The organism is Thiomonas bhubaneswarensis, assembly GCF_001418255.1.
Classification (GTDB): domain Bacteria; phylum Pseudomonadota; class Gammaproteobacteria; order Burkholderiales; family Burkholderiaceae_C; genus Thiomonas; species Thiomonas bhubaneswarensis.
This window is the reverse complement of sequence record NZ_LIPV01000007.1, coordinates 117,989-138,785: the sequence shown is the minus strand read 5'-3', so window position 1 is coordinate 138,785 and position 20,797 is coordinate 117,989. Positions and strand designations below refer to the sequence as shown.

Genomic DNA, 20,797 nt, shown 5'->3' with positions numbered 1-20,797 from the left:
CCAAAAGGCTGTCAGGGCCGTTCACGGCTTGGTCTTTCTTCGACTTGAAAGGGCTTGGACATGAATCCTTCGCGCATTTCCCGTCAATTCTGGGCAGTGACCCTGGGCCTCGGGCTGATGGCATCGGCTCCTGCGGCGCGTGCCGAACTGATCGGAACGCAGCAACTTACCCAATCGCAGCAGAGCGCCAGCGCTGCAACCCTGGCGCAGGATCGACAGACGCTTGACAGCTTCATGGCACGCGCCGACGTGCAGGCCAAACTCGAGCAGATGGGCTTGAGCCAGGAAGTCACGCAGCAGCGTCTGGCCGCGTTGAGCAACGCCGAGGTCGCGCAGTTGGCCGGCCAGATCAACAGCATGCCGGCAGCGGGTGCGCTGGGCTTTCAGGAGATGGTGATCATTCTCCTGGTGGCGATTCTGGTCGTTCTGGCGCTTTGAGCAAAGCCTGGCTTGGGCGGCGATCGGCCGGGCTTGGCCTGGGCAGTGCCGCCATGCGTCGGTACCCTTTGCTCGTTCGTCTGGGTGGGGCTTTGTGATGGTGTTTCGCTGGCGCGGTGCGAGCCGTCTGGCTATGGTGTTGAGCCTGGGTCTGGGAGGCTGCGCTGCGCTTCCTCCGGGCGTTTTCTCGACCTCGCCCCCGCAGTTCCAGAACGGGCGGCTGCTGAACGCGCCCCACGACTTGCCCGCAAGGGCGCATGTTGCCGACGTGCCATTTTTCCCGGACGACAGCCATTATTGCGGCCCGGCTTCGCTGGCCTCCGTCCTGGTCTTCAGCGGGGTGCAGACTTCGCCGCAACAACTGCTCCCCCAGGTGTTCACTCCGGGGCTCGAGGGCAGTCTGCAGTTCGATCTGCTGGGCGCCTCGCGTCGGGCAGGGCGCGTTGCCGTGGTGCTGCCGCCGCAGCTCGGCTTGCTGTTTGCCCAGGTCGCCGCGGGTTTTCCTGTCGTGGTGCTGCAGAAAGTGGGCCTGGGGCCACGGGATTGGCATTACGCGGTGCTGGTGGGTTACGACCTCCAGGGTGATCGCGTGACCCTGCGTTCCAGCACGGCGAGCGATCTGCAACTTTCGATTGAACAGTTCGATCGCTCCTGGGCCGCCGGAGGGCGCTGGGCTTTTGTCGCGCTCGTGCCCGGGAAGTTTCCACCGGATGTCTCCGAGCGCGAGTACCTGCATGCGGTGGCGCCGCTCGAAGGTGTGGCCCCCGAGTCTGCACATGCCGCGTACACGGCGGCGCTCAAGCAATGGCCTCAGTCGTGGATCGCGATGATGGGACTGGGCAATCTGGCCTATGCACGCAAGGATTACGCCCGAGCCGCCATCCATTTTGCGCAGGCTGCACGGATACAGCCGGACAATGGCGACCCGATGAACAACCTCGCCCAGGCTTTGCTGGCCGCCGGGGATTGGAAAGCGGCGCAGGGCGCGATCGACGTGGCCTTGCGACTGGGCAAACCGCATCCCGAGATCTATCGCTCCACAGCGGTCGAGATCGCTAAAGCGCGCGCGGCTGCTCTCGCCGAGTAGCCTGCGCCCTGATGACTGCCCTACTCAGTCAGCCTGGGCGATGCGTGGCTGGCCCAGGCTGGCGTAGTAGCGCGCGATGAGCAGGGTATCGGCTTCGCTCAGGCGCTGGCTGAACTGCCTCATACCCTTGTAGACATCGTTGTGGCGCTCGCCACCGTGATACAGCCGCATGGTGCGGATGAAGTAATCGGTGGTCTGACCGGCAATCGCCGGGGTGGTGCCCTTGCCTTCGCCGTGCAGGCCGTGGCATGAAGCGCAGGCTGTGATCAGGCGGCTGCTGTCGCCCTTGCGCACGATCTGTTCCACCCGCTTGCGCTCGGCGGCGGTGAGAGGCGCGGCGAGCGCGGCCTGGGCCTGGGGTGCGACGGGCTTGGGCAGGCTGGCGTAGTAGGCAGAGACATCGGCGATCTGCTGCGGGGTCATGAGGCGGGCGATGCTGGTCATCAGCCCGGCGCGCTCGTCTTCATCGCGCAGGCCGCTGCGGTAGTCGAGCAGCATTTTGGCGGTGTAGTCGAAGCGTTGGCCGGCGACGCTGGGCCAGTTCATTGTGGCGGCGTTGCCTGTGGCGCCGTGGCAGGAGGCGCACATCATGCTGTCGTGCACCTTCTGACCGGCGGCGGCGTTGCCCTTGGGCAGGTCCTTGAGTGCGGTCTGCAGGGTCACGGGCGTCCAGGGTTTGACCGAGGGCGCAGCGGTTTCGCTGGCTTGCGCGAAGGTGAAAGCGGCCAGCGCGGCGGCAAGGATCAGCGCATGGCGTGTGGTATGGAGGGCGGCTTGCTTCATGCGAAGATGTCCTGGGTGAAGGCTTGGAGCCAGGCTTGCTGATAGACGGCTGATAGACGGATTTGCGCCGGGGTCGCGTCGAAGGGCAGATAGCGCGCCTTGTTCACGCGGCCGATCTTGCCGTCTTCCTTGATCTTGAATACGTCGGCGACGAAGAGCCCGTAGTTTTTACCGGCCAGGGCATAGCAGGTGTTTTCCCACACCGGTGTGCCGGAGCTGCGGCCTGCGAGCTGGTCGGTGATGACGCGCGCTACCCATTTGGCCTGGGTATTGGCCGAGAAGCCCGACTTGGGCATGGCGTCGGCAATGCTGGAGTCGCCGATGACGTGCACGTCCTTGTGCCGGGTGGACTCGAATGTGGTGCGATGCACCGGGCAGAAGCCGCTATCGTTGGTGAGTCCGAAGTCGAAGGCCACCTGCCCGGCCACCATGGCGGGGATGATGTTGATGACGTCGGCCTTGATTGCTCCGTCCGCGGTGTGCAGGGTCATGGTCTTGGCGTCCAAGCGCTGCGGTGTGCCGCCGGCCTTGGCCTGAACCCACTCCAGCATGCAGGGCTTGGTCGATGGCTTGAGCTCGGCCTTGATCTTGGCGCGGTATTCCTCGGGTGGCTGAAAGCCGTAGAGACGGTTCCACCCCAGCATGGCCGTTTCGTCGGTGACGAAGCTGTCTTTCGGATCGGCGATGATGACCTTGGCGCGCGGGTTGTGGCGGCTGAACCATTCGGTCATCAAGGCGGCGCGCTCGTAAGGGCCGGGCGGGCAGCGGTAGGGGTTAGGCGGCGCCGCGATCACGAAGGTGCCGCCGTCGCGCATGCTCTGCAACTGCTTGGCCAGCAGGGCGGTCTGTGCCCCGGCAATCCAGCCGCTGGGCACCTGGGTTTCGGCCACTTGCTCGCTGTAACCGGGCAGACTGTCGTAGCGCAGCTTGATGCCGGGCGAGACGATGAGCTTGTCGTAGGCCAGCACTTTGCCGCCTGCGGTGGTCACGGTCTTGGCCACCGGGTCGAGGCTGCGCGCGGCATCGAACACGAAGGCCACACCGTGCTTCTGGCGCAGCGCGTCGTAGCTCACCTCTAGCGCCTGCATGGTGGTGTGCTGGTTGAGCACTTCGCTCGAACCGTAAGGCCGGATGTAGACCGGGTTCTTTTCGATCACCGTGACCTGCAGCGTGGGGTCGGCCAGCTTCAGATACTTGGCTGCGGTGGCACCGCCTACGCCGCCGCCGACGATGACGATGCGGGCCGAGGCCTGCCCTGCGCGGACGATGGCAGGAAAAGCCGCCAGACCGAGGGACGCGGCACCGGCGAGAAGGAATTGACGACGTGTGTTCATGAGTCGCTCCTCATTCGGGTTTGACGTTGGCGAAGTAGCCCGCCATGGCGTCGATTTCGCCATCACTGAAGCCCTGGGCGACATGGCCCATGAGGGTGGATGGGCGCTTTCCGCTACGGAAGTCGCGCATGGCCTGCACGAACTGTGCGCGGGGCATGCCGGCCAGGGGCATGAAGGCGGCGGCCTTCAGGCGGCCTTCGGTGCCGTGGCAGCCGGCGCAGGTCTGCGCCATGGCGCCGCCGCTGGGCGGGGCTTTCGGCCCGGGAGGCAACGGCGCCGGGGTGGTGGAGGCCACCACGGGCTTGGCCGCTGCGGGACTGGCAAACACGGGACCGCTGGCCCCCAGCAGGCCGATGGCGAACACGAGGCCGATCAGGGCGAGGGTGAGATGTTGAAGTCGCATACGAAATCCTTAGCGCGCCCAGACGATGAAACCGACGACGAAGAACTGCACGATCCACAGCCCGATCAGCCACATCGACGCGGTGCCGATGCGGTCGATGGCGGGGGAGGGCGTGTAAATCTGGCCCTTGGGCGTGTGCCCGACCTTCCACGCGACGGCAAGGAAATAGGCCAGGGTGCTGCCGCCGATGAGGGCGAAGGTGGCGAAGAACAGCACGTTGCTGTACCAGTCCATGTGGACCGGGTAGGTGAACACGTCGTAGCCGTGCACCCCGCGCAGCACGTCGTAGCGCAGCACTTCACGCAGCGCCGCCACGGCGATCAGCGCCACGGCGCCCAGGGCGAAGGGCGCGTAACCCAAGGAGGAGTTCAGCGTGCGCTGCCCCAGCAGCGTGGGCAGCGCCACGGTCAGCAACAGCAGCGCCACGCTGAGAAGCACGATGGGCGAGGTGGCAAAACCGGCGATGTTGGCGGGCAGGGTGGCCATCCAGCCGCCGAGGAACACCAGGGCGACCACACCACCGACGTTGAGCATGCGGCTGGCCAGGCGCCCGACCCATTGGAGGTAGGGGGCGTCGGCCTTATGGCCCGCATGCAGGTAGCGGCGATAGGCGAACAGCCAGGCGCCGGTGACGGGGGCGGTCAGGGCGATGAAAAAGCCGAAGCGCCAGAGGTTGTAGTCGTGCAGGCTGTGGCCGCGTGGGTCGATCACCCCGCCTGGGGCATACCACTCCATCCACTTCTCGGGGCTGAGCATCTGCTGGGTCAGCACATGCATGATGAAGCCCACCACGAGAAACAGCGCCAGCGCCGCCACCAGGCTCCAGCCCGAACGCACGGCGTGCTGCGGATCGTCCAGGTGATGATTGCGGCTATAAAAGAAATACAGCGCCATATAGCCTGCGATGAGCAGCAGGATGAAGCCGACCACCCACCAGGCCGACAGCACGTTGGACGTGTACCAGAACGGGTCGTAAGTCACCTGCACGAACAGCAGCGGCGCCACCCCCAGCACCACGGCCACCGAAACGGCGATCTTGGCTGTGGTGGTCATGGCGGCCGCCAGACGGCGGCGCATCGGGTCGCGGCTGAAGGCTTTGGCCAGCACCAGCGCGGTGCCGCCCAGCATGACGTGGACGGCAGCGATGTGCAGCGCGAAGGTCAGCACGCCGAGCACCAGGAACACGATGGGGTGCGACGGCACGCCCGCTACGTCACGCAGGGCATAGAGCATTTCGGAATTCATGTCAGCGCACCTCTTCGATGGAGTTGACGGGGGATGTGGTCTTGTCGGCTTGCGCCAGCGCCGCCTTGTGCTGGATGTGGGCGATGGCGGCCTGTGGCTGCTTCATGTGGACAATGAACACCGCCAGCGCCTCGGCCTCCTCGGGCTTGAGCGGAATCATGGGCATGTACATCGTGGCGCCGGTGGACAGCGCGCCGCGCAGATAGTTCTCCACTTCGCTCACGTTGGTCGTGCCGCCGAAATAGCTGTGCAGCGGACGCATGCCGGTCTCGCTGAGCGAATGGCAGTTGGAGCAGGTGGTCAGCGCCAGCGATTCGCCCACCTTGAGCATGTTGTCGGGCGTGACCACGCGCAGATTGTCGGGGACGAAGACCTGCGTCTTCAGGAAGCCGTGCGTCTCCAGCAGCGGGATTTCGCTCTTGATGTTCATGCCCGGCACGTCGCGGCCGATGACCTGGTTGGAATAGACGTACTGGCCTGCCACCCAGGGTTTGCGGATCGACTCCCGCGCCACTTCCTCGGGCCAAAGGCCGAGCACCAGAATGCTCACCGTGGCCACCGAGGCGCCCCACACCACCAGGGTGCGCGAGGAGATCAGGGTCATGACGAAGTAGGCGAGGATGCCCAGCAGCACGGTGATGATGGCTGGCTGGAAGTAGGAGGGCAGGCGGTTGTCCATCACCAGATGCGCCGTCTCGGGCAGGGTGCGGATGTACCACTGGAACAGCGCGGCGCCGGTGATCGACGACACGATGCCCAGCCAGGCCAGCTTGCGCGAGATCTCGCGCTTGAACGCCGGGTCGGTGATGCGCGCGGCCACGATGCCGCCGACCACCGCCGTCATGGTGAACATGAAGGCCGTGCGCATGGCGAGCTGGGCGAAGGTGTTGCTGCCGTAGAAGCCGTTGAGATAGCCACCCTCGGTGAACCAGACTTCCTTGCCCGGCACCATCATGAACGACAGAATGCCCAGGATGATGAGCATGGTGGTGTAGGACGCCATGCCGAAGATCACGGCGATGCGCATATGCGTGCGCTGATCCACCCGGCCCACGAAATAGATCACCAGATAGACGCCCACCACCTCGATGACGAAGAACACCCACTCGGTGGCCCACTTCCACACAAAGCTGTGAATCAGCGCCGAGATGCCGCGCGGGCTGGCCACCGTGGTGGTGAACCAGATGCCCGGACCGGTGATCGAGCCGATGACGTAGGAGAACACCAGCAGGAAAAGGCCGTATTTGCGGATGTAATCCAGCAACTGCGGCTGGTTGCGGCGGTAGGCGATGACCGCCAGATAGGCAAACAGCATGGCCGCGCCGACCGACGTGTGCGATGCCAACACGTGAATGGTGGCCATGATGCCCACCACCCAACCACTGCCCACGCCCGGTTCATACCAGGTGGGATAAAGCCCGACCCAATCCATCTCGACTCCTTGACGCGGCGCTGTGTACGCCGGAATGTTGCAAATAGCGACAAAGTGTTACGGGTGGGAGTATCGGAAGATGAAGGGTGAGGGGGTTTAATCTTTGTCAAATTACGCACCGAGATGTGCAGGTTTTTCTATATGTGCGTGACGGTCGTCACAAACGCCCGGCGGCGCTTGAAAAACAAGGGTTTTCTCGGATTGCGTGGTCATGTGATCAGATGGTGCAGGTCGCCATCGCGCAGCTTCGTCACGCCAAATCTTTTGATGCAGGACAAGCGCAGGCCTGAATGGCCCTCGGTCAGCAGAGGCAGGTCAACGCTGGCCGATGGCCGCGTTGGCAAACACCCCGCGCGCCTCGCGGGGTTCGCTGCGCCAATACTGCGGGGGCACTTTGACCTGAGCACCGAGTTCGGCGGCGGCATGCCAGGGCCAGTGGGGGTTCCACAGCAGGGCGCGGGCAAGCGCAACCAGATCGGCCCGGCCGTCGGCCACGATGGCTTCGGCCTGCCTAGCCTCGGTGATGAGGCCGACCGACATGGTGGGCAGGCCGGTCGCGGCGCGAACCGCCTCGGCCAGCGGCACCTGATAGCCAGGCCCGATGGGAATCTGCTGCCTGGGTGAAAGACCGCCGGAGGACACGTCGATCCAGTCGCATCCGCGTTGCTTGAGCGCGTGCGCGAAAGCCAGGGTCTGCTCCAGATCCCAGCCGTCTTCGACCCAGTCGGTGGCCGATACCCGCACCCCCAAGGGAATGGCCGGCGGCAGCACCTCGCGTACCGCGTCGAAGACTTCCAGCGGAAACCGCATGCGCTGGGTCAGGCCGCCGCCGTAAGCGTCGTCGCGCTGGTTCGACAGGGGCGAGAGAAACTGATGCAGCAGATAGCCGTGCGCACAGTGCAATTCCACCGCCTGCAGACCTAGTTCGGCACTGCGCCGCGCGGCCTGAATGAAAGCCTCGCGAATGCGCGCAAGTCCCTCAGCGTCGAGCGCCTGTGGCGGGGCTTCCTGGGCTGCGTGCGGTATCGCGGAAGGCGCCACGGTCGCCCAGCCACCCTGGGAGGCGGGCAGGAGCTGGCCGCCGTCCCAGGGTCGGGCGCTCGACGCCTTGCGGCCGGCGTGCGCGAGCTGAATGCCGATGGGCATGTCGCTGAACATGCGCACGTCGTCGAGCACGCCGCGCAGCGCCGTCACATTGGCGTCCGAATACAGGCCCAGGCAGCCGGGGGTGATGCGGCCGATCGCTTCCACCGCGGTGGCCTCGATGAACAGCAGACCCGCGCCGCTCTGGGCAAGCTGGCCGAGGTGGATGCGGTGCCAGGCCGTGGCATTGCCCTCCACGGCGCTGTACTGGCACATAGGGCTGACGACGATGCGGTTACGCAGCCCGAGGGCGCCAAGGGAAAACGGAGAAAACAAGACGGACGACATGGGGAGCGATCGAGAGGGTGCCGCCGACCAGGATGAGACGAGCGGCGAAAAAGAGGCTTGCCGCGCATTTTCCCCGTGTACGTGATTTTTTGCACGACGGCGGTCGGTCACACCTTCTCAGTCTTGCACTTCCTCCCAGCGCTGCACCGTGGCGTCGTGCTGACCACACAGATCGGCCATGCGCCGCAAGACGGCGAGATCGCCGTTGGTGAAAAGATGCGGCGGCTCGGCCGGCCGGGTGGGCTCGGCCTTCCACAGCCGGGCGGTTTGGCGGGCGACGGGATCGGCGGTGTCGATCAGCTGGACGTGAGGGCCGAGCTCGGTCTGGATCGCTGATGCGAGCAAGGGATAGTGGGTGCAGCCCAGCACCACCGTGTCGCAGCGGGCCGCGCGCAAGGGCTTGCAGAACTGGTGGATCAAGGCCTTCAGATCGGGCGCCGCCAGATCGCCACGTTCCACGGCATCGGCCAGGCCGGGGCAAGGCTGCAGCACCGGTTCATCGGCTGACGTGTGGGTGTGCAGCAGGGCGCGAAACTTGGCGCTGCGCAAGGTCGATGGGGTGGCGAGGACGCCCACGCGCCGCGCATCACTACGGGCCAGCGCGGGCTTGACGCCGGGTTCGATACCGACGAAGGGAAGGTCGAACTCTGCGCGCAATGCAGTGATGGCAGCCGCCGTGGCCGTATTACAGGCCACGACGATGAGCCGGGCGCCCTGCTCGACGAGGAAGCGGGTGATCCGGCGCGATCGCTCCAGCAGGAAGGCATCGGAGCGGTCGCCGTAGGGCGCGTTCGCCGAATCGGCCACATAGATCAATCGGGCTTCGGGCAGGGCCTCGCGGATGGCGCGCAGCACCGTGAGCCCGCCCACGCCCGAGTCGAACACGCCGATGCTGGCTGGCCTGTTCATCGCCACTCGGCACGCTGCGCAGGCTCAGTGCCTGCGCAGCGCGGGCACAGGCAGGCCACGCGCCGGCTCGCGGGGGGAATGCGGGCGAGAGTTTCGGGTGCGATGTGCACCGAGCTGCACCAGCACTGAAGCGCCGGGTTGTCACAGGCCATCGCGCACCCATTGGGCTGACCGCACAACGGGCAGCGGGTGTCGTCGCCATCGGGCGGTACGCTCATTCACAAGCTCTTAGAGGGCGCTGACAGGAATCTGCGCGATGCGGGTCTTCCACTCTGCCGGGCCGGTCTGGTGTACCGAAGTGCCCGTGGCGTCGACGGCCACGGTCACGGGCATGTCCTGGACGGTAAAGGCGTAGATGGCTTCCATGCCCAGGTCTTCGAAGGCGACCACGCGCGCGGCTTTGATGGCCTTGGCGACGAGATAGGCAGCCCCGCCTACGGCTATCAGCGAGGCGCTGCGGTGTTTCTTGATCGATTCGATGGCCAGTGGCCCGCGCTCGCCCTTGCCGATCATGGCGATCAGGCCCGTCTGCGCCAGCATGGTTTCGACGAACTTGTCCATGCGCGTGGCGGTGGTCGGGCCGGCAGGGCCCATGACCTCGTCGCGAACCGGATCGACCGGGCCGACGTAGTAGATCACTCGGTTGGTGAAGTCCACCGGCAGCTTTTCGCCACGCGCGAGCATGTCGGCGATGCGTTTGTGGGCGGCATCGCGTCCGGTGAGCAATTCGCCCGACAACAGCAGCGTTTCCCCCGGTTTCCAGCTCGCCACTTCTTCGCGGGTGAGCGTGTCGAGATTCACCCGGCGGCTGCGCGCCGCATCGGGCACCCAGTGGACTTCTGGCCAGAGGTCGAGGCTGGGCGGCTCCAGATAGGCCGGGCCGCTGCCATCGAGCACGAAGTGGGCATGGCGCGTGGCCGCACAGTTCGGGATCATGGCCACGGGCTTGCTCGCAGCATGGCAGGGATAGGTCTTGATCTTCACGTCGAGCACGGTGGACAGACCACCCAGCCCCTGGGCACCGATGCCCAGCGCGTTGACCTTCTGGTAGATCTCGATGCGCAGTTCTTCCAGCTTGGTTTTCGGTCCGCGCGCCAGCAGATCGGACATGTCGATATCGTCCATCAGCGCCTCTTTCGCCATGAGCATGGCCTTCTCGGCGGTGCCACCGACCCCGATGCCCAGCATCCCCGGCGGGCACCAGCCGGCGCCCATGGTCGGCAGGGTGGTGGCGACCCAGTCGACCAGGCTGTCGCTCGGGTTCATCATGATGAACTTGCTCTTGTTCTCGCTGCCACCGCCCTTGGCGGCGACCTTCACCGACACGGTATTGCCAGGTACGAGGTTGACGTTGATGACGGCCGGGGTGTTGTCGCGCGTGTTCTTGCGCGCGAAGATCGGGTCATCGACGATGGAGGCGCGCAGCACGTTGTCCGGGTCGAGATAGCCCTGGCGCACGCCAGCATTGACCACCGCATCGAGGCCGTCGTCAAAGCCCTCGAGCCGCACGTTCACACCGATGTCGAGAAACACGTTGACGATGCCGGTGTCCTGACAGATCGGCCGGTGGCCCTCGGCGCACATGCGGCTGTTGGTCAGGATCTGGGCCATGGCATCCTTGGCCGCAGGGGACTGCTCGCGCTCGTAGGCGCGTGCCAGATGGCTGATGTAGTCGGCGGGGTGGTAGTAGCTGATGAACTGCAGGGCCGAGGCGATGCTGTCACGCAAATCGGCGGCTCGAATGATGGTGGTCATGTTGTGAACGTGTTGTTGTCGTTGAAGGGGGTGCAGCCAACCCGCGCCGTTCAATGGGCTTCGTCGGTGGGGGCGTGGCCCATCAGCATGGTGCGGGTCATCATGCGGTCGGTGTAGGCGATGGCCATGGCCGAAAGCAGAAACACGAGGTGGATGCTGGTCTGCGCGATCAGCGCCTTGACGCTGTATGCATCGGCATTGATGAAAGTGCGCAGCAGATGGATGGACGAAATGCCGATGATCGCCATGGCCAGCTTGACCTTGAGCACCGAGGCATTCACATGCGACAGCCATTCCGGCTGATCGGGATGCCCTTCGAGATACATGCGCGATACGAAAGTCTCGTAGCCGCCGACGATGACCATGATGAGCAGGTTGGCGATCATCACCACGTCGATCAGGCTGAGTACCACCAGCATGATGGTGGTCTCGGTGAGCTTGGGCGCATGTCCGCTGGCCACGGCCTGTGCGCCTTCAGCGGGCAGCGGGTTGCGCACCGCGACGGCTTCGAGCAGATGGGCCAGCGACGCCTGGTTGCCGAATGCGGCACCGATCAGATCGGTCAGTTCCACCCAGAAGTGGAAGACGTAGACCCCGAGCGCAAGAATCAGCCCCACATACAGTGGCAACTGCAGCCAGCGGCTCAGGAACAGCAACCGGGGAATGAACGGGATCTGCGGCATGTCGGGAGGTCGGGCCATGGGGTCTGTGGTGCGTGATCGATGACTGTTCGCAATTCTAGGAGGCGCGGCTGCAGCAGGCCGCTGATGCATCCGGCCAGATTGCGCACAATGACAGATGTGCAGCGTCAGGGCTGCGTAAGGGCGCAAAATTCAGATAGCGTTGTTTTTGTCTGCGCCTTTTTGCCGCGATTTCACAAAACCAAGGAGACTGTCATGAGCGATACCCCCGCACATCCGCATGAACGCAAGGTTTATTACCCCGGGCAACAAGCCGTACAGTCCGCCCGCATTTCCGGCATGGATGCTTATCGCGCCCTATGCGCCGAAGCCGAGGCCGACTACACCGGCTTCTGGGCCCGCTTGGGCAAAGAGCACCTGCAGTGGCAGCAGCCCTTCACCCGCGTACTCGATGACAGCCAGGCGCCGTTCTACAAATGGTTCGATGATGGCAAGCTCAACGTCTCATACAACTGCCTGGACGTGCATGTGCAGGCGGGCAAGGGCGACAAGACCGCCATCGTGTTCGAAGCCGACGATGGCACCGTCACCCGTGTGAGCTACAGCGAACTGCTCGACAAGGTCGGCCGATTCGCCAACGCGCTCAAGTCGCTCGGCGTGAACAAGGGCGACCGCGTGGTGATCTACATGCCCATGTCGGTCGAGGGCGTGGTGGCCATGCAGGCCTGTGCGCGCATCGGCGCCACCCACTCCGTCGTCTTCGGCGGGTTTTCCGCGCAGTCGCTGCGCGACCGCATCGAAGATGCCGGCGCGGTGCTGGTCATCACCGCTGACGAGCAACGGCGTGGAGGCAAGTCCTTGCCCTTGAAAGCTATCGTCGATGAAGCCCTGGCACTGGGAGGCTGCGAAACCGTGCGCCATGTGGTGGTGTATCGGCGCACAGGAGGGCAGGTCGCGTTCAATCCGCCGCGCGATCTTTGGATGCACGAACTGACCGCGGGACAAAGCCCGGATTGCCCGCCGATCTGGGTCGAGGCCGAGCACCCGCTGTTTCTGCTCTACACCTCGGGCTCCACCGGCAAGCCCAAGGGCGTGCAGCACTCCAGCGCCGGCTATCTGCTGTGGGCCAAGCTCACCATGCTGTGGACCTTCGACATCCGGCCCGACGATCTGTTCTGGTGCACAGCGGACATCGGCTGGGTCACGGGGCACAGCTACATCGCCTACGGCCCACTGGCCTGCGGTGCGACCGAGATCATGTTCGAGGGAGTGCCCACCTATCCCGACGCCGGGCGGTTCTGGAAGATGATCGAGCAGCACAAAGTCACCATCTTCTACACCGCCCCCACCGCAATCCGCTCCCTCATCAAGGCCGCCGAAACCAACCCGGCAGTCCATCCGCGCAACTACGATCTCGGCAGTCTTCGCATCCTGGGCACCGTGGGCGAGCCCATCAACCCGGCTGCCTGGGAGTGGTACTACGAGCACATCGGCGGCGGCCGCTGCCCCGTGGTCGACACCTGGTGGCAGACCGAAACCGGTGGCCACATGATCACGCCGCTGCCCGGCGCAACGCCCATGGTCCCCGGCTCCTGCACCTTGCCGCTGCCAGGCATCACCGCCGAAGTCGTCGACGAAACCGGGCACGGCGTACCCTGGGGCACAGGGGGCATTCTGGTCATCAAAAAGCCCTGGCCGTCTATGATCCGCACCATCTGGGGCGACCCCGAGCGCTTCAAGAAGAGCTACTACCCCGAAGAACTGGGCGGCTACTACCTCGCAGGGGACGGGGCCATCCGCGACGCCAATGATGGCTACTTCACCATCACCGGGCGTATCGATGACGTGCTCAACGTTTCCGGGCACCGCATGGGCACGATGGAAATCGAATCGGCCCTGGTATCGCACCCGCTGGTGGCCGAGGCCGCCGTGGTCGGCAGGCCCGACGACATCACCGGCGAGGCCATCTGCGCCTTCGTCGTGCTCAAACGCAGCCGCCCCGAAGGCGAAGAAGCGCAAAAGATTGCCGCCGAACTGCGTGCCCACGTCGGTATGGAAATCGGCCCTATCGCCAAGCCCCGCGACATCCGCTTCGGCGACAACTTGCCCAAGACCCGATCCGGCAAGATCATGCGCCGCCTGCTTCGTTCGCTGGCCAAGGGCGAGGCGGTCACTCAGGACACTTCGACGCTGGAAAATCCCGCCATCCTCGATCAACTCGGCAAGACGTATTGAGCATGATGGCCCAAGCCGCCAGAGGTACCCTGCTATAGTTACTGGTTACCGGAGAGATGGATGAGCGGTTTAAGTCGCACGCCTGGAAAGCGTGTAAGGGTCAATAGCCCTTCGGGGGTTCGAATCCCCCTCTCTCCGCCAAGAGCACTATGTAAGCCAATGATTTCGTGGGCTTTTTTCTTTTCTGGCTCTGCGCGGTCTTACCGCCGGTCTTACCGGCGTGCAGGAATAGGCGGGTTATCCACAGATCAAACGGCCCGGCATTCGGCCAACGCGGCGCTTATCTTGCACTCACCGGCGTCATGATTTGTTCGCCCGTACCCCCGCGTGATGCGGGGCGGCGTGGCGAAGTCTTTTCGCGCGTGACAAGCCAGGCAGTTGCACCAGGAAGGCTGCGGGGCGACTGGATCGGGGAAGCGGCGGCACAATGCTGATAGAGAATGTCTGCAGTGTCTGCACTTTGTCTGCACTTTGTCTGCACTTCACCAAAACCCCGCAAAGCCAGCATTCATGCGGCCTGCAGCCGCTTTTCCCGTGGTGTCTGCAGTGTCTGCAGTCGATTTTCACCGCCGGGCCGCGCAAGCCCGCATTTTCATAGCGCAACCCTATCGAACCGCGCCTGGTGCCGCGTTAACCCCCGTGTTATGCAGATCGTCAATCAATCTGGAAAATTCTCCACCTAGCGAAGAATCGCGCCGTTTCGCGCCGTGCGGCGCCAGGGCCGGGGAAGGACCCGCAGGGGGGGTAGGGCAGGGCGAAAAAAACCCGGCGCTAGGGCCGGGCAAACCGTGGTCAGCCTGCTATTGCCTCCACGGGGAAACGGGCTGCGTTATCTGCCGTCTCGCATCTTGCGCGCAGCTTCTGCAGCGCGCATTACATCGGCTGCGGTGAGCTTGCGCGGTGCAGGCGCATGCTGGCGTGTCAGTGGCCTTGCCACTTGTCGCACAAGCCGCAGAGCAGCGTCGCTGTCGCCATGCAGCGCAACATATGCGTCAAGGGTCAGCGCTGGGTTGCGTGCGGCTTCTGGTGCGCTCAGCAAAGCCTGAATGCGCTGACGTTCAGCCTTGCGTCCAGCCCGGTAGGCATCGCTTCGGCCCTGCGCTGACAAGGTCTTGCCAGCGTGTGCAGCGCGCTCCGATGTGTGCAGCTTCGGCAACGGTGCAGGCCGGTGGTTGATGCCGACAATGCCCAGCTTTGATGTAATCGACATCAGCATGCGCTCGATCTGCGCCAGGCGGGTTGTGGTGGTGGATTTCGTGGTCATGTCGCTCTCCTCACTGCGGCAGAGCATCAGGCAACCCCACCTGGTAGCCTTGGTGCAGGCTCCAGGACACTAGGCGCAATTCCTGCCCGGCGTCAGATCGAACGGCCATCGGCAGCGCCACTTGCAGCGCCTGGTCGCCAGGATACCGGCGCGTTGCCTCAACATTGCGGGCGCGCGCCTGGTTGAAAACGGCGGCGCGCTGGGACTGTGCCGCAATCACAGCGGCCAAAGCCTGCCGAGCTGCATCGAGCTGTTTCGCAAAAGCTGCTGCAGCGCTTTGCACGGCAGCCTGCGCGGTGTCGAACTCAGATTGCAGATTGCTGGTCTGCTCCTGCCAGACGGCGCGCTGCGCTTCGTCAATGGCCTGCCCGCCGGTCTGCTGCACCAGCTCTGCCAGCTCAACGGCGGCCTGCGCGCGCCGCACTTCGGCATCGGCGGCAATCAGATCATCCGGGGAAACCGTGCTGCCACGGGCAGCGGCTGCCAGCACATCGGCGCGGGCAGCGGCTGCGGCGTCGAGCTGTTGCCGCGCCTGTTGGACAGCACCGTCGAGCTGGGTCTGGCGTTGCTCAGCAGCGGCAAGCTGCTGCGCCGGGGTGATGGTCGAGGGGGTTGCGGAAGTTGTCATGCTTCAGTCCTTTCAAGGCTAGTGGTAGGGAAAAAGTGGCGTCAAATTGCGCCGGGCTTTCGGTCGGTGACACAAAAACACTGCAGACACTGCAGACAGGCCGAAAAAGTCATGTAAGGTATTGAATAGAAACGTGTTTTCTGTCTGCACTCGCACTGCAGACAAATCCCGATCAAACTGCAGACTGCAGACAAATTTCTCCGCAGCCGTGCACAGCCGTTCGGCCCGCCGGGTGGTTTCATCTGGTGAGCGCCGATGTCTGCGCCTTCTTGCTGCGCGAAAATGAGACCCTGCGCGCCGCCGCACCCGGCGGCCCGGCTCACAAATTCAGGCTTCATCGTCGCCCTCAAAGATGCTTGGCAGGATGTGATAAACCACGGCCCGGCCCAGGCCAGGTAGGCGAACCGTGCGGTCAAATGCCCGGCCCTTGTCCGTCTGCAGGTGGTTTTTGTCGCGCAACACGCGCAGCACAGCGCGGTAGTCGAAACCGTCACAGACTTCCCGGCGGAAGGTTTCTGGGAGAACGAAGTAGTCCCAGCTCTCCACAGAGCCTGTGACATCTTTGGCCGCCTTCCGAAAACCCGCGCGGCTCAAGGTGCGGGGCGCGTGGTCATCATCTGCGCGCGCCCAGTCTGTGAAGCGGCCCTCGCCGTGTAGCTCCAAAAAGCGCCGCACCTGTGCGAGCTGCTGCCTGTCCTCGCTGTTGCCTAGGCCGCCCCGCGCAGCCAGCCAATCATTGAAGCACCGACGCGCAGCGCGTTCGGCTTCACCAGCAGGCCAGCCGGTGATGCCTGCCGCAGTTGCCAGCTCACCCGCAGCGCCCACCACGGCAAAGCGCCGCCCCACACGGTGAACCTGCCCGCTGGCGGCATCAGGTATCCAGTCCATCGCCAGGCGCTCGACGGCCTCCCGCATGTGCGGGCGCAGGGTGTCTGCCCGGCTGACGCAGTGTTCCAGAAAGGCGCGGGCAGCGGTGCCGTGGTAGGCGTCTGCGGCCTTGCCGAGATAGCTCGCCAGCGCCTGCGGCGTTTCCCTATCGTGCAGCCTCTCGAACAGCCCCATGCCAGCCCCGGCATCTGCGGGCAGATCGACCAGGCGCAGCTCTTGCCCGGCGCGGGCGGTTTTGTTTGCCGACAGCATGTGCTGCGCAATGCCCACTTCGCCTGCAGACAGCAGCATCAGTAGCCAGGTCAAGCGCGGGCGCGGCAGGCCGGTGCGGCTGGCGCGGCTTTTGCCGACACCGTTGCTGAGCATGTAGGAACATTCGCCCACCTCACGCGCATCGATCTGCGCGATCTCGTCGAGGATCAGCAGCCGGTCACAGTGTGCGGCAGCAGTGCCCTCGATCGCGTTTGATGTTGCACGCCAATTCTGCGCATAGGCGGAAGGCCCATAGATTGATGCGGCAACGCGCAGCGCCGTGGACTTGCCGCTTGAGCTGTGACCGACCAAGTGGAAGCCGCCGCCGCTCTCGGCGGAAGGGCGCAACGCCATGCCCGCGAAGGCGGCTGATATGGCAAACACCAAACGGCTGTTCCCCACGGCATAAGCTGCAATGCGGTCACGCCACTGCGCCAGGGTGCCGCGCTGGCGCAGCGTATTCTCGGCAGCGGCTTCGCTCTGAAAAATCAGGCGCTCGCTGGCGTTGCCCAGCACCTCATCATGCAGCACGTACACGCCGCCGGGATGCCAGCCCAGGCGATCCACGCAGCGCGCGAAGGCGTCCGGGTTGCGGCTTTGCACATAGGTCGCCAAGAGTTGCCGGGCGCGCGGTGCCGTTCTGATGCGCAGGCCCATCGACAACAGCGCGGCCCGAAACTCTGCACCGTCCCCAGCCAACAGCTTTGCGGGCGCGGCCCATTGGCGGGGGTGGCCTGCGGGATCGTCAAACTCAAGCAGAAACCCCCAATCGCCGCCGTTCCCGTCGCGGGTGCGGGCTGTCACACGCAGCGGGCTGCAAATCCACAGCGGGGCCTTTGGTCGCCCTTCAGCGTCCATCTCGGCAAACCAGACACCGCGCTCGTTCAGGCTGAAGCGGTCATGCCCAGGCACGGCGGCGTGTACGTGCTGCGCGTGCTGCAGATCATCGCCAGGTGGCGCGGCGGCGGGTTCTTGCTGCGCGTGCTGCAGATCATCGCCAGGTGGCGCGGCGGCGGGTTCTTGCTGCGCGTGCTGCAGATCATCGCCAGGTGGCGCGGCGGCGGGTTCTTGCTGCGCGTGCTGCAGATCATCGCCAGGTGGCGCGGCGGCGGGTTCTTGCTGCGCGTGCTGCAGATCATCGCCAGGTGGCGCGGCGGCGCGGGCCTGCGCAATGGCCTGCTCGATGCGCGCCTTCACGACTTCGAAACCGGCGCTGAGGACCACGTCGTTGAAGTCGATGTTCTGCCCCTGCGCAGTTTCAGGCAGCACCACAGCGCCATGCGCCAGGCGGGCGGCTTTGTCTGCTGCGATGCGGCCCGCGTTCTTGCCGGTGCGCTGCTCGGTCTCGAAGTCGTTGTCGCCCGCGATTAACAGCAGCGGCTGCGGGCCGAAGTGCTGGCGCAGCGCCCGTGCAATGTGCGGCAGGTTCGTGCTGTCGAAAGCGCAGGCCACCGGGCGGCCCGTGGCCTCATAGAGGCTTGCGGCGGTGGCGTAGCCTTCACAGACCAGCAACGCATCAGCCCCGGCGGGGTCTCCCAGCCAGTGCAGCAGGCCGGTCTTCTGTCCGCCCTTGAGAAACCGCTTTTGCGGGCCGTTTGCCGGGCGCGCTGGGGCGATGGTCTGCAGGTTGCGCAGCTCGCCGTCGATGGTGCGCATCGGGATCAACAGCCGCTCATCGGGCAGGAAGCGCGCGCCATGCGCACCGCAGCCCTTTTGCGCCAGGTAAGGACTTTCGCCGGTGTCGCTGGCCTCGCTCCAAAGGCGGACGGCTAGGGCTGCTGCGGCGTCTTGCGCGGCCTTGCGGGCTGCGCGCTCTGCAACATCCCGCCGCGCGCGCTCTGCCGCTTGCGCGGCCCGCTGTCGCCGGGACAGGGCGGGCTGTGGTGCATGTTGCGCGGGCCGGTAGCCATGCTGTTTTGCCAGGTGCAGCAAAGTGCCAATTGTCACGCGCCCGCTGGCCGTGATGCTGCGCCAGGTATCGCGGGCGGCGGTGGCGTCGTAGCTTTTGCCGCTGGCGCTCCACTCGTTGAACAGATCAAAGCCCCCATCCCCCAGCTCGGACTTGATCGCCATCGCCACCCGCGCCCATTCTTCACGGGGCAAGTCGGCAGGGATGCAGGCCAGGGCCTCGCGGATTTGGTCGGGCGTGAGATGTTGTCGCATAGAGCCCCGCGCCTCAAGCATCGGACTGATGCCCGAGTTCGGCGCTCGAATTGACCACGCTCTGGAAAAGCGGTTCACCGTCGCCAGAAAGGCCAAAGACTCGCACCCCCAGACGCCATGGGATCACGGTTAGGCGGTAGGTTGCGCCCTCGTGTTCAAACGTCGCTGGGATGCTCTCGGCAATCGCTACGCGAGCGCTGCGCAGCAGGTCACGCAACGCAGGCCATTCGGCTGCGTCGCTGATGCTGACGCCAGGCGAACGGCGCAAATCCTGCGCCTCACGCTCAATCGCCAAACGGCATGCTTCATCGGCGGCTTGCGTCATCTCAGGCCCCCAGGCGCTGCAGCGCTTCGAGGATGTCGCCAGCGCGCCAAAATGACGCATGTCCCACTTTTCGAGGTGGTGGCAAGCGGCCTTCCTTCACCCAGGCGTAGAACTGGGTTCGCCCACAGGCCAGCAGCGGAGGAGCGCCGTTCAGGCCGAGAATTTGATGCAGCCGAATGAGGCTGTCAGGATGAATGTTTTCGGTGGCGGGAGCAACGCGCTGCGGGCGGCGTGCATGGGGATTTTTGACGGGGTGAACGGGTTTGGTTTGCATCGCATTTTCTCGAAACGAGTTGAATATGCGATGAACTTTGAGCGCGCTACCGCGGTGCGCGCAACTCGCTATCGAAAATCAAGCAATGACGCGGCTTGCAGGGCAATAGCGCCTCGGTAGCGATTCATTAGCGAGTCGGTTTTTTCGGCTGCTTGAACGCAGATTGAAATGGGCTGCTGGGCATTCTGGGGGTGCTGGCCTTGTCATGTCTGGATTCTTCCTCTGACCTGCCTGCATACCAGATTTTTCGAATCGTGGAATCAGCCAATCTGAAGTGCGCGGCGGCGCGCTTGATGTAATCCCGCTGCCGTTGCCCTATGCACTTGCGGATGAACGCCACGATGTCGGCGTCGCGGGCCGAGAGGTTTTCTCCGTCTGGCTTCTCTGGCTCTAACGGCTCAGGCCATGCAACAGCTTGCGCCGCCCATTCCGAAAACTCGTCAGCGGTCAGACCGAAAAGCACAAACCATGCATTCCCCGATCGGGAGATGTCTTGCGCTGACACGCGAACCCCATTTGCGACACGGCGCAGGGTGATGCGGCCCGCCATCGCGTCACGCTCCAAGCTGGACACAATATCGGGGTGCGTAGCGCGCTGCATCACGACATCATCGGGAAACATTCGGTGCGCCAGATCGACGGCCAAGTCGAGCGCACTCAAAGTCTTTTGATTTTTTGCGGCCCGTGGACTGGCCCGTCTGGTTTGATTCATGCGATTGCCCATCGCGCACCCGGTAGAAGTGCCCAGGCCAGGCACACGGGCAATGCGCTTTTCGGCACTGCGGATCAGGCAGGGCCTAGGCCGGGGCGAAAAGGGTCAGCGGAAAAAGTGCATTTCGCCGATGTAAACGCCGGTCACTGCATCAGCGGGCAGGCGGGCATTTTTGGCTGCATTCCGAGCATCTTCTGCGTGTTGGAACGGCCCGGTAAGGGGCGACTGAATCACCTTTGTGCCGTCTGCCAGCACGCGGTCGCATGCCGCGTAATACTCGATCCGCTTGACGCCGCGCATGCGAATTGCCAGTTCTTCCGCTGTCAGATCATCGTCGAGTCCGAGTTCGCTCTTAAGCATGGCAGGCCTCCCCAGCGATGCGCGCAAGCAACTCAACCGCTGCGACAAGATCATCGCTCTGGTCGTAGTCATGGTGCGCGCGGATCAGCGCATTTGCTCCGAGAGCGAGATTGCGAATGGAGAACAGCCGCTTCTCGGTTTCCGTGGTGATATGGTCTTGTTCAGCCATGATGTGAACCTCCTTAGAGGTTGCGTTGTGGTCAGGGCTGCGCGGTGTGTGTGCGCCGCGCGGCCCGCC

21 protein-coding genes and 1 tRNA gene are annotated in these 20,797 nt (G+C 64.4%); 4 read left to right on the top strand and 18 right to left on the bottom strand.

Translation table 11 applies throughout. From position 1 onward, the window contains the following. Nucleotides 1-60 precede the first annotated feature (60 nt). Together ASC45_RS10715 and ASC45_RS10710 are read left to right on the top strand one after the other, a co-directional pair. Complete coding sequence (locus ASC45_RS10715) at nucleotides 61-438, top strand: PA2779 family protein (RefSeq protein WP_055451026.1); 378 nt, start codon at nucleotides 61-63, stop codon at nucleotides 436-438. 97 nt (nucleotides 439-535) lie between these two features. Beyond that, on the top strand, nucleotides 536-1,525 hold the full coding sequence (locus ASC45_RS10710) for a PA2778 family cysteine peptidase (protein WP_055451025.1): 990 nt from the start codon (nucleotides 536-538) through the stop codon (nucleotides 1,523-1,525). A 24-nt stretch (nucleotides 1,526-1,549) separates the two neighbouring features. Here the strand turns inward: ASC45_RS10710 and ASC45_RS10705 are convergent, their stop codons facing one another. The 10 genes from ASC45_RS10705 to ASC45_RS10665 form a co-directional block, all read right to left on the bottom strand. Further along, on the bottom strand, nucleotides 1,550-2,308 hold the full coding sequence (locus ASC45_RS10705) for a c-type cytochrome (protein ID WP_055451024.1): 759 nt from the start codon (nucleotides 2,306-2,308) through the stop codon (nucleotides 1,550-1,552). Further along, nucleotides 2,305-3,642: an FCSD flavin-binding domain-containing protein gene (locus tag ASC45_RS10700; protein ID WP_055451023.1), complete on the bottom strand. Its 1,338-nt coding sequence runs from the start codon at nucleotides 3,640-3,642 to the stop codon at nucleotides 2,305-2,307. The genes ASC45_RS10705 and ASC45_RS10700 overlap by 4 nt, the downstream gene beginning before the upstream one ends. A 10-nt stretch (nucleotides 3,643-3,652) precedes the next feature. After that, complete coding sequence (locus tag ASC45_RS10695; RefSeq protein WP_055451022.1) at nucleotides 3,653-4,045, bottom strand: c-type cytochrome; 393 nt, start codon at nucleotides 4,043-4,045, stop codon at nucleotides 3,653-3,655. Nucleotides 4,046-4,054: 9 nt separating this feature from the next. Further along, the gene (locus ASC45_RS10690) at nucleotides 4,055-5,290 is read right to left on the bottom strand and encodes a hypothetical protein (RefSeq protein WP_055451021.1); all 1,236 of its coding nucleotides are present in this window, start codon (nucleotides 5,288-5,290) and stop codon (nucleotides 4,055-4,057) included. A 1-nt stretch (nucleotide 5,291) separates the two neighbouring features. Further along, nucleotides 5,292-6,722 (bottom strand): cytochrome c family protein, encoded by a 1,431-nt coding sequence (locus tag ASC45_RS10685; protein ID WP_055451020.1) that lies wholly within the window; start codon nucleotides 6,720-6,722, stop codon nucleotides 5,292-5,294. Between the two features lie 315 nt (nucleotides 6,723-7,037). Further along, nucleotides 7,038-8,153, bottom strand: coding sequence for an NADH:flavin oxidoreductase/NADH oxidase (locus ASC45_RS10680; protein WP_055451019.1), 1,116 nt, complete (start codon nucleotides 8,151-8,153; stop codon nucleotides 7,038-7,040). Nucleotides 8,154-8,270: 117 nt separating this feature from the next. Continuing rightward, a complete protein-coding gene (gene murI / locus ASC45_RS10675) occupies nucleotides 8,271-9,062 on the bottom strand; it encodes a glutamate racemase (RefSeq protein WP_055451018.1) in 792 nt (263 codons plus the stop codon). Continuing rightward, on the bottom strand, nucleotides 9,059-9,280 hold the full coding sequence (locus ASC45_RS15525; RefSeq protein WP_072243039.1) for a cysteine-rich CWC family protein: 222 nt from the start codon (nucleotides 9,278-9,280) through the stop codon (nucleotides 9,059-9,061). Before ASC45_RS15525 ends, murI begins: the two co-directional genes overlap by 4 nt. A gap of 10 nt (nucleotides 9,281-9,290) precedes the next feature. Further along, nucleotides 9,291-10,817 carry a fumarate hydratase gene (locus tag ASC45_RS10670; protein ID WP_055451017.1) on the bottom strand — a complete coding sequence of 509 codons (1,527 nt, stop codon included), beginning with the start codon at nucleotides 10,815-10,817 and terminating at the stop codon, nucleotides 9,291-9,293. 50 nt (nucleotides 10,818-10,867) lie between these two features. Beyond that, nucleotides 10,868-11,518 (bottom strand): YqhA family protein, encoded by a 651-nt coding sequence (locus ASC45_RS10665; RefSeq protein ID WP_055451016.1) that lies wholly within the window; start codon nucleotides 11,516-11,518, stop codon nucleotides 10,868-10,870. 195 nt (nucleotides 11,519-11,713) lie between these two features. Between ASC45_RS10665 and acs the strand changes: the two genes are divergently transcribed. Together acs and ASC45_RS10655 are read left to right on the top strand one after the other, a co-directional pair. Continuing rightward, nucleotides 11,714-13,693, top strand: coding sequence for an acetate--CoA ligase (acs, locus tag ASC45_RS10660; RefSeq protein WP_055451015.1), 1,980 nt, complete (start codon nucleotides 11,714-11,716; stop codon nucleotides 13,691-13,693). A 50-nt stretch (nucleotides 13,694-13,743) separates the two neighbouring features. Beyond that, a tRNA-Ser gene (locus ASC45_RS10655) sits at nucleotides 13,744-13,834 on the top strand. Between the two features lie 688 nt (nucleotides 13,835-14,522). Here ASC45_RS10655 and ASC45_RS10650 read toward each other — a convergent pair. The 8 genes from ASC45_RS10650 to ASC45_RS15750 all read right to left on the bottom strand — a co-directional run bounded on the left by ASC45_RS10650 (nucleotide 14,523) and on the right by ASC45_RS15750 (nucleotide 20,728). Further along, nucleotides 14,523-14,957, bottom strand: coding sequence for a hypothetical protein (locus ASC45_RS10650; RefSeq protein ID WP_055451014.1), 435 nt, complete (start codon nucleotides 14,955-14,957; stop codon nucleotides 14,523-14,525). Between the two features lie 10 nt (nucleotides 14,958-14,967). Then, complete coding sequence (locus tag ASC45_RS10645; RefSeq protein ID WP_055451013.1) at nucleotides 14,968-15,585, bottom strand: hypothetical protein; 618 nt, start codon at nucleotides 15,583-15,585, stop codon at nucleotides 14,968-14,970. Nucleotides 15,586-15,912: 327 nt separating this feature from the next. Beyond that, a complete protein-coding gene (locus ASC45_RS10640; RefSeq protein WP_055451012.1) occupies nucleotides 15,913-18,888 on the bottom strand; it encodes a DUF927 domain-containing protein in 2,976 nt (991 codons plus the stop codon). 13 nt (nucleotides 18,889-18,901) lie between these two features. Next, complete coding sequence (locus tag ASC45_RS10635; protein WP_055451011.1) at nucleotides 18,902-19,213, bottom strand: hypothetical protein; 312 nt, start codon at nucleotides 19,211-19,213, stop codon at nucleotides 18,902-18,904. Nucleotide 19,214: 1 nt separating this feature from the next. Next, nucleotides 19,215-19,487, bottom strand: coding sequence for a helix-turn-helix transcriptional regulator (locus tag ASC45_RS10630; RefSeq protein WP_055451010.1), 273 nt, complete (start codon nucleotides 19,485-19,487; stop codon nucleotides 19,215-19,217). 127 nt (nucleotides 19,488-19,614) lie between these two features. Further along, the gene (locus ASC45_RS10625; RefSeq protein WP_141655775.1) at nucleotides 19,615-20,199 is read right to left on the bottom strand and encodes a hypothetical protein; all 585 of its coding nucleotides are present in this window, start codon (nucleotides 20,197-20,199) and stop codon (nucleotides 19,615-19,617) included. A gap of 105 nt (nucleotides 20,200-20,304) precedes the next feature. Continuing rightward, entirely contained in the window at nucleotides 20,305-20,559 is a 255-nt protein-coding gene (locus ASC45_RS10620; RefSeq protein ID WP_055451008.1) for a hypothetical protein, read from the bottom strand. Further along, on the bottom strand, nucleotides 20,552-20,728 hold the full coding sequence (locus tag ASC45_RS15750; protein ID WP_156346983.1) for a hypothetical protein: 177 nt from the start codon (nucleotides 20,726-20,728) through the stop codon (nucleotides 20,552-20,554). Before ASC45_RS15750 ends, ASC45_RS10620 begins: the two co-directional genes overlap by 8 nt. Nucleotides 20,729-20,797 lie beyond the last annotated feature (69 nt).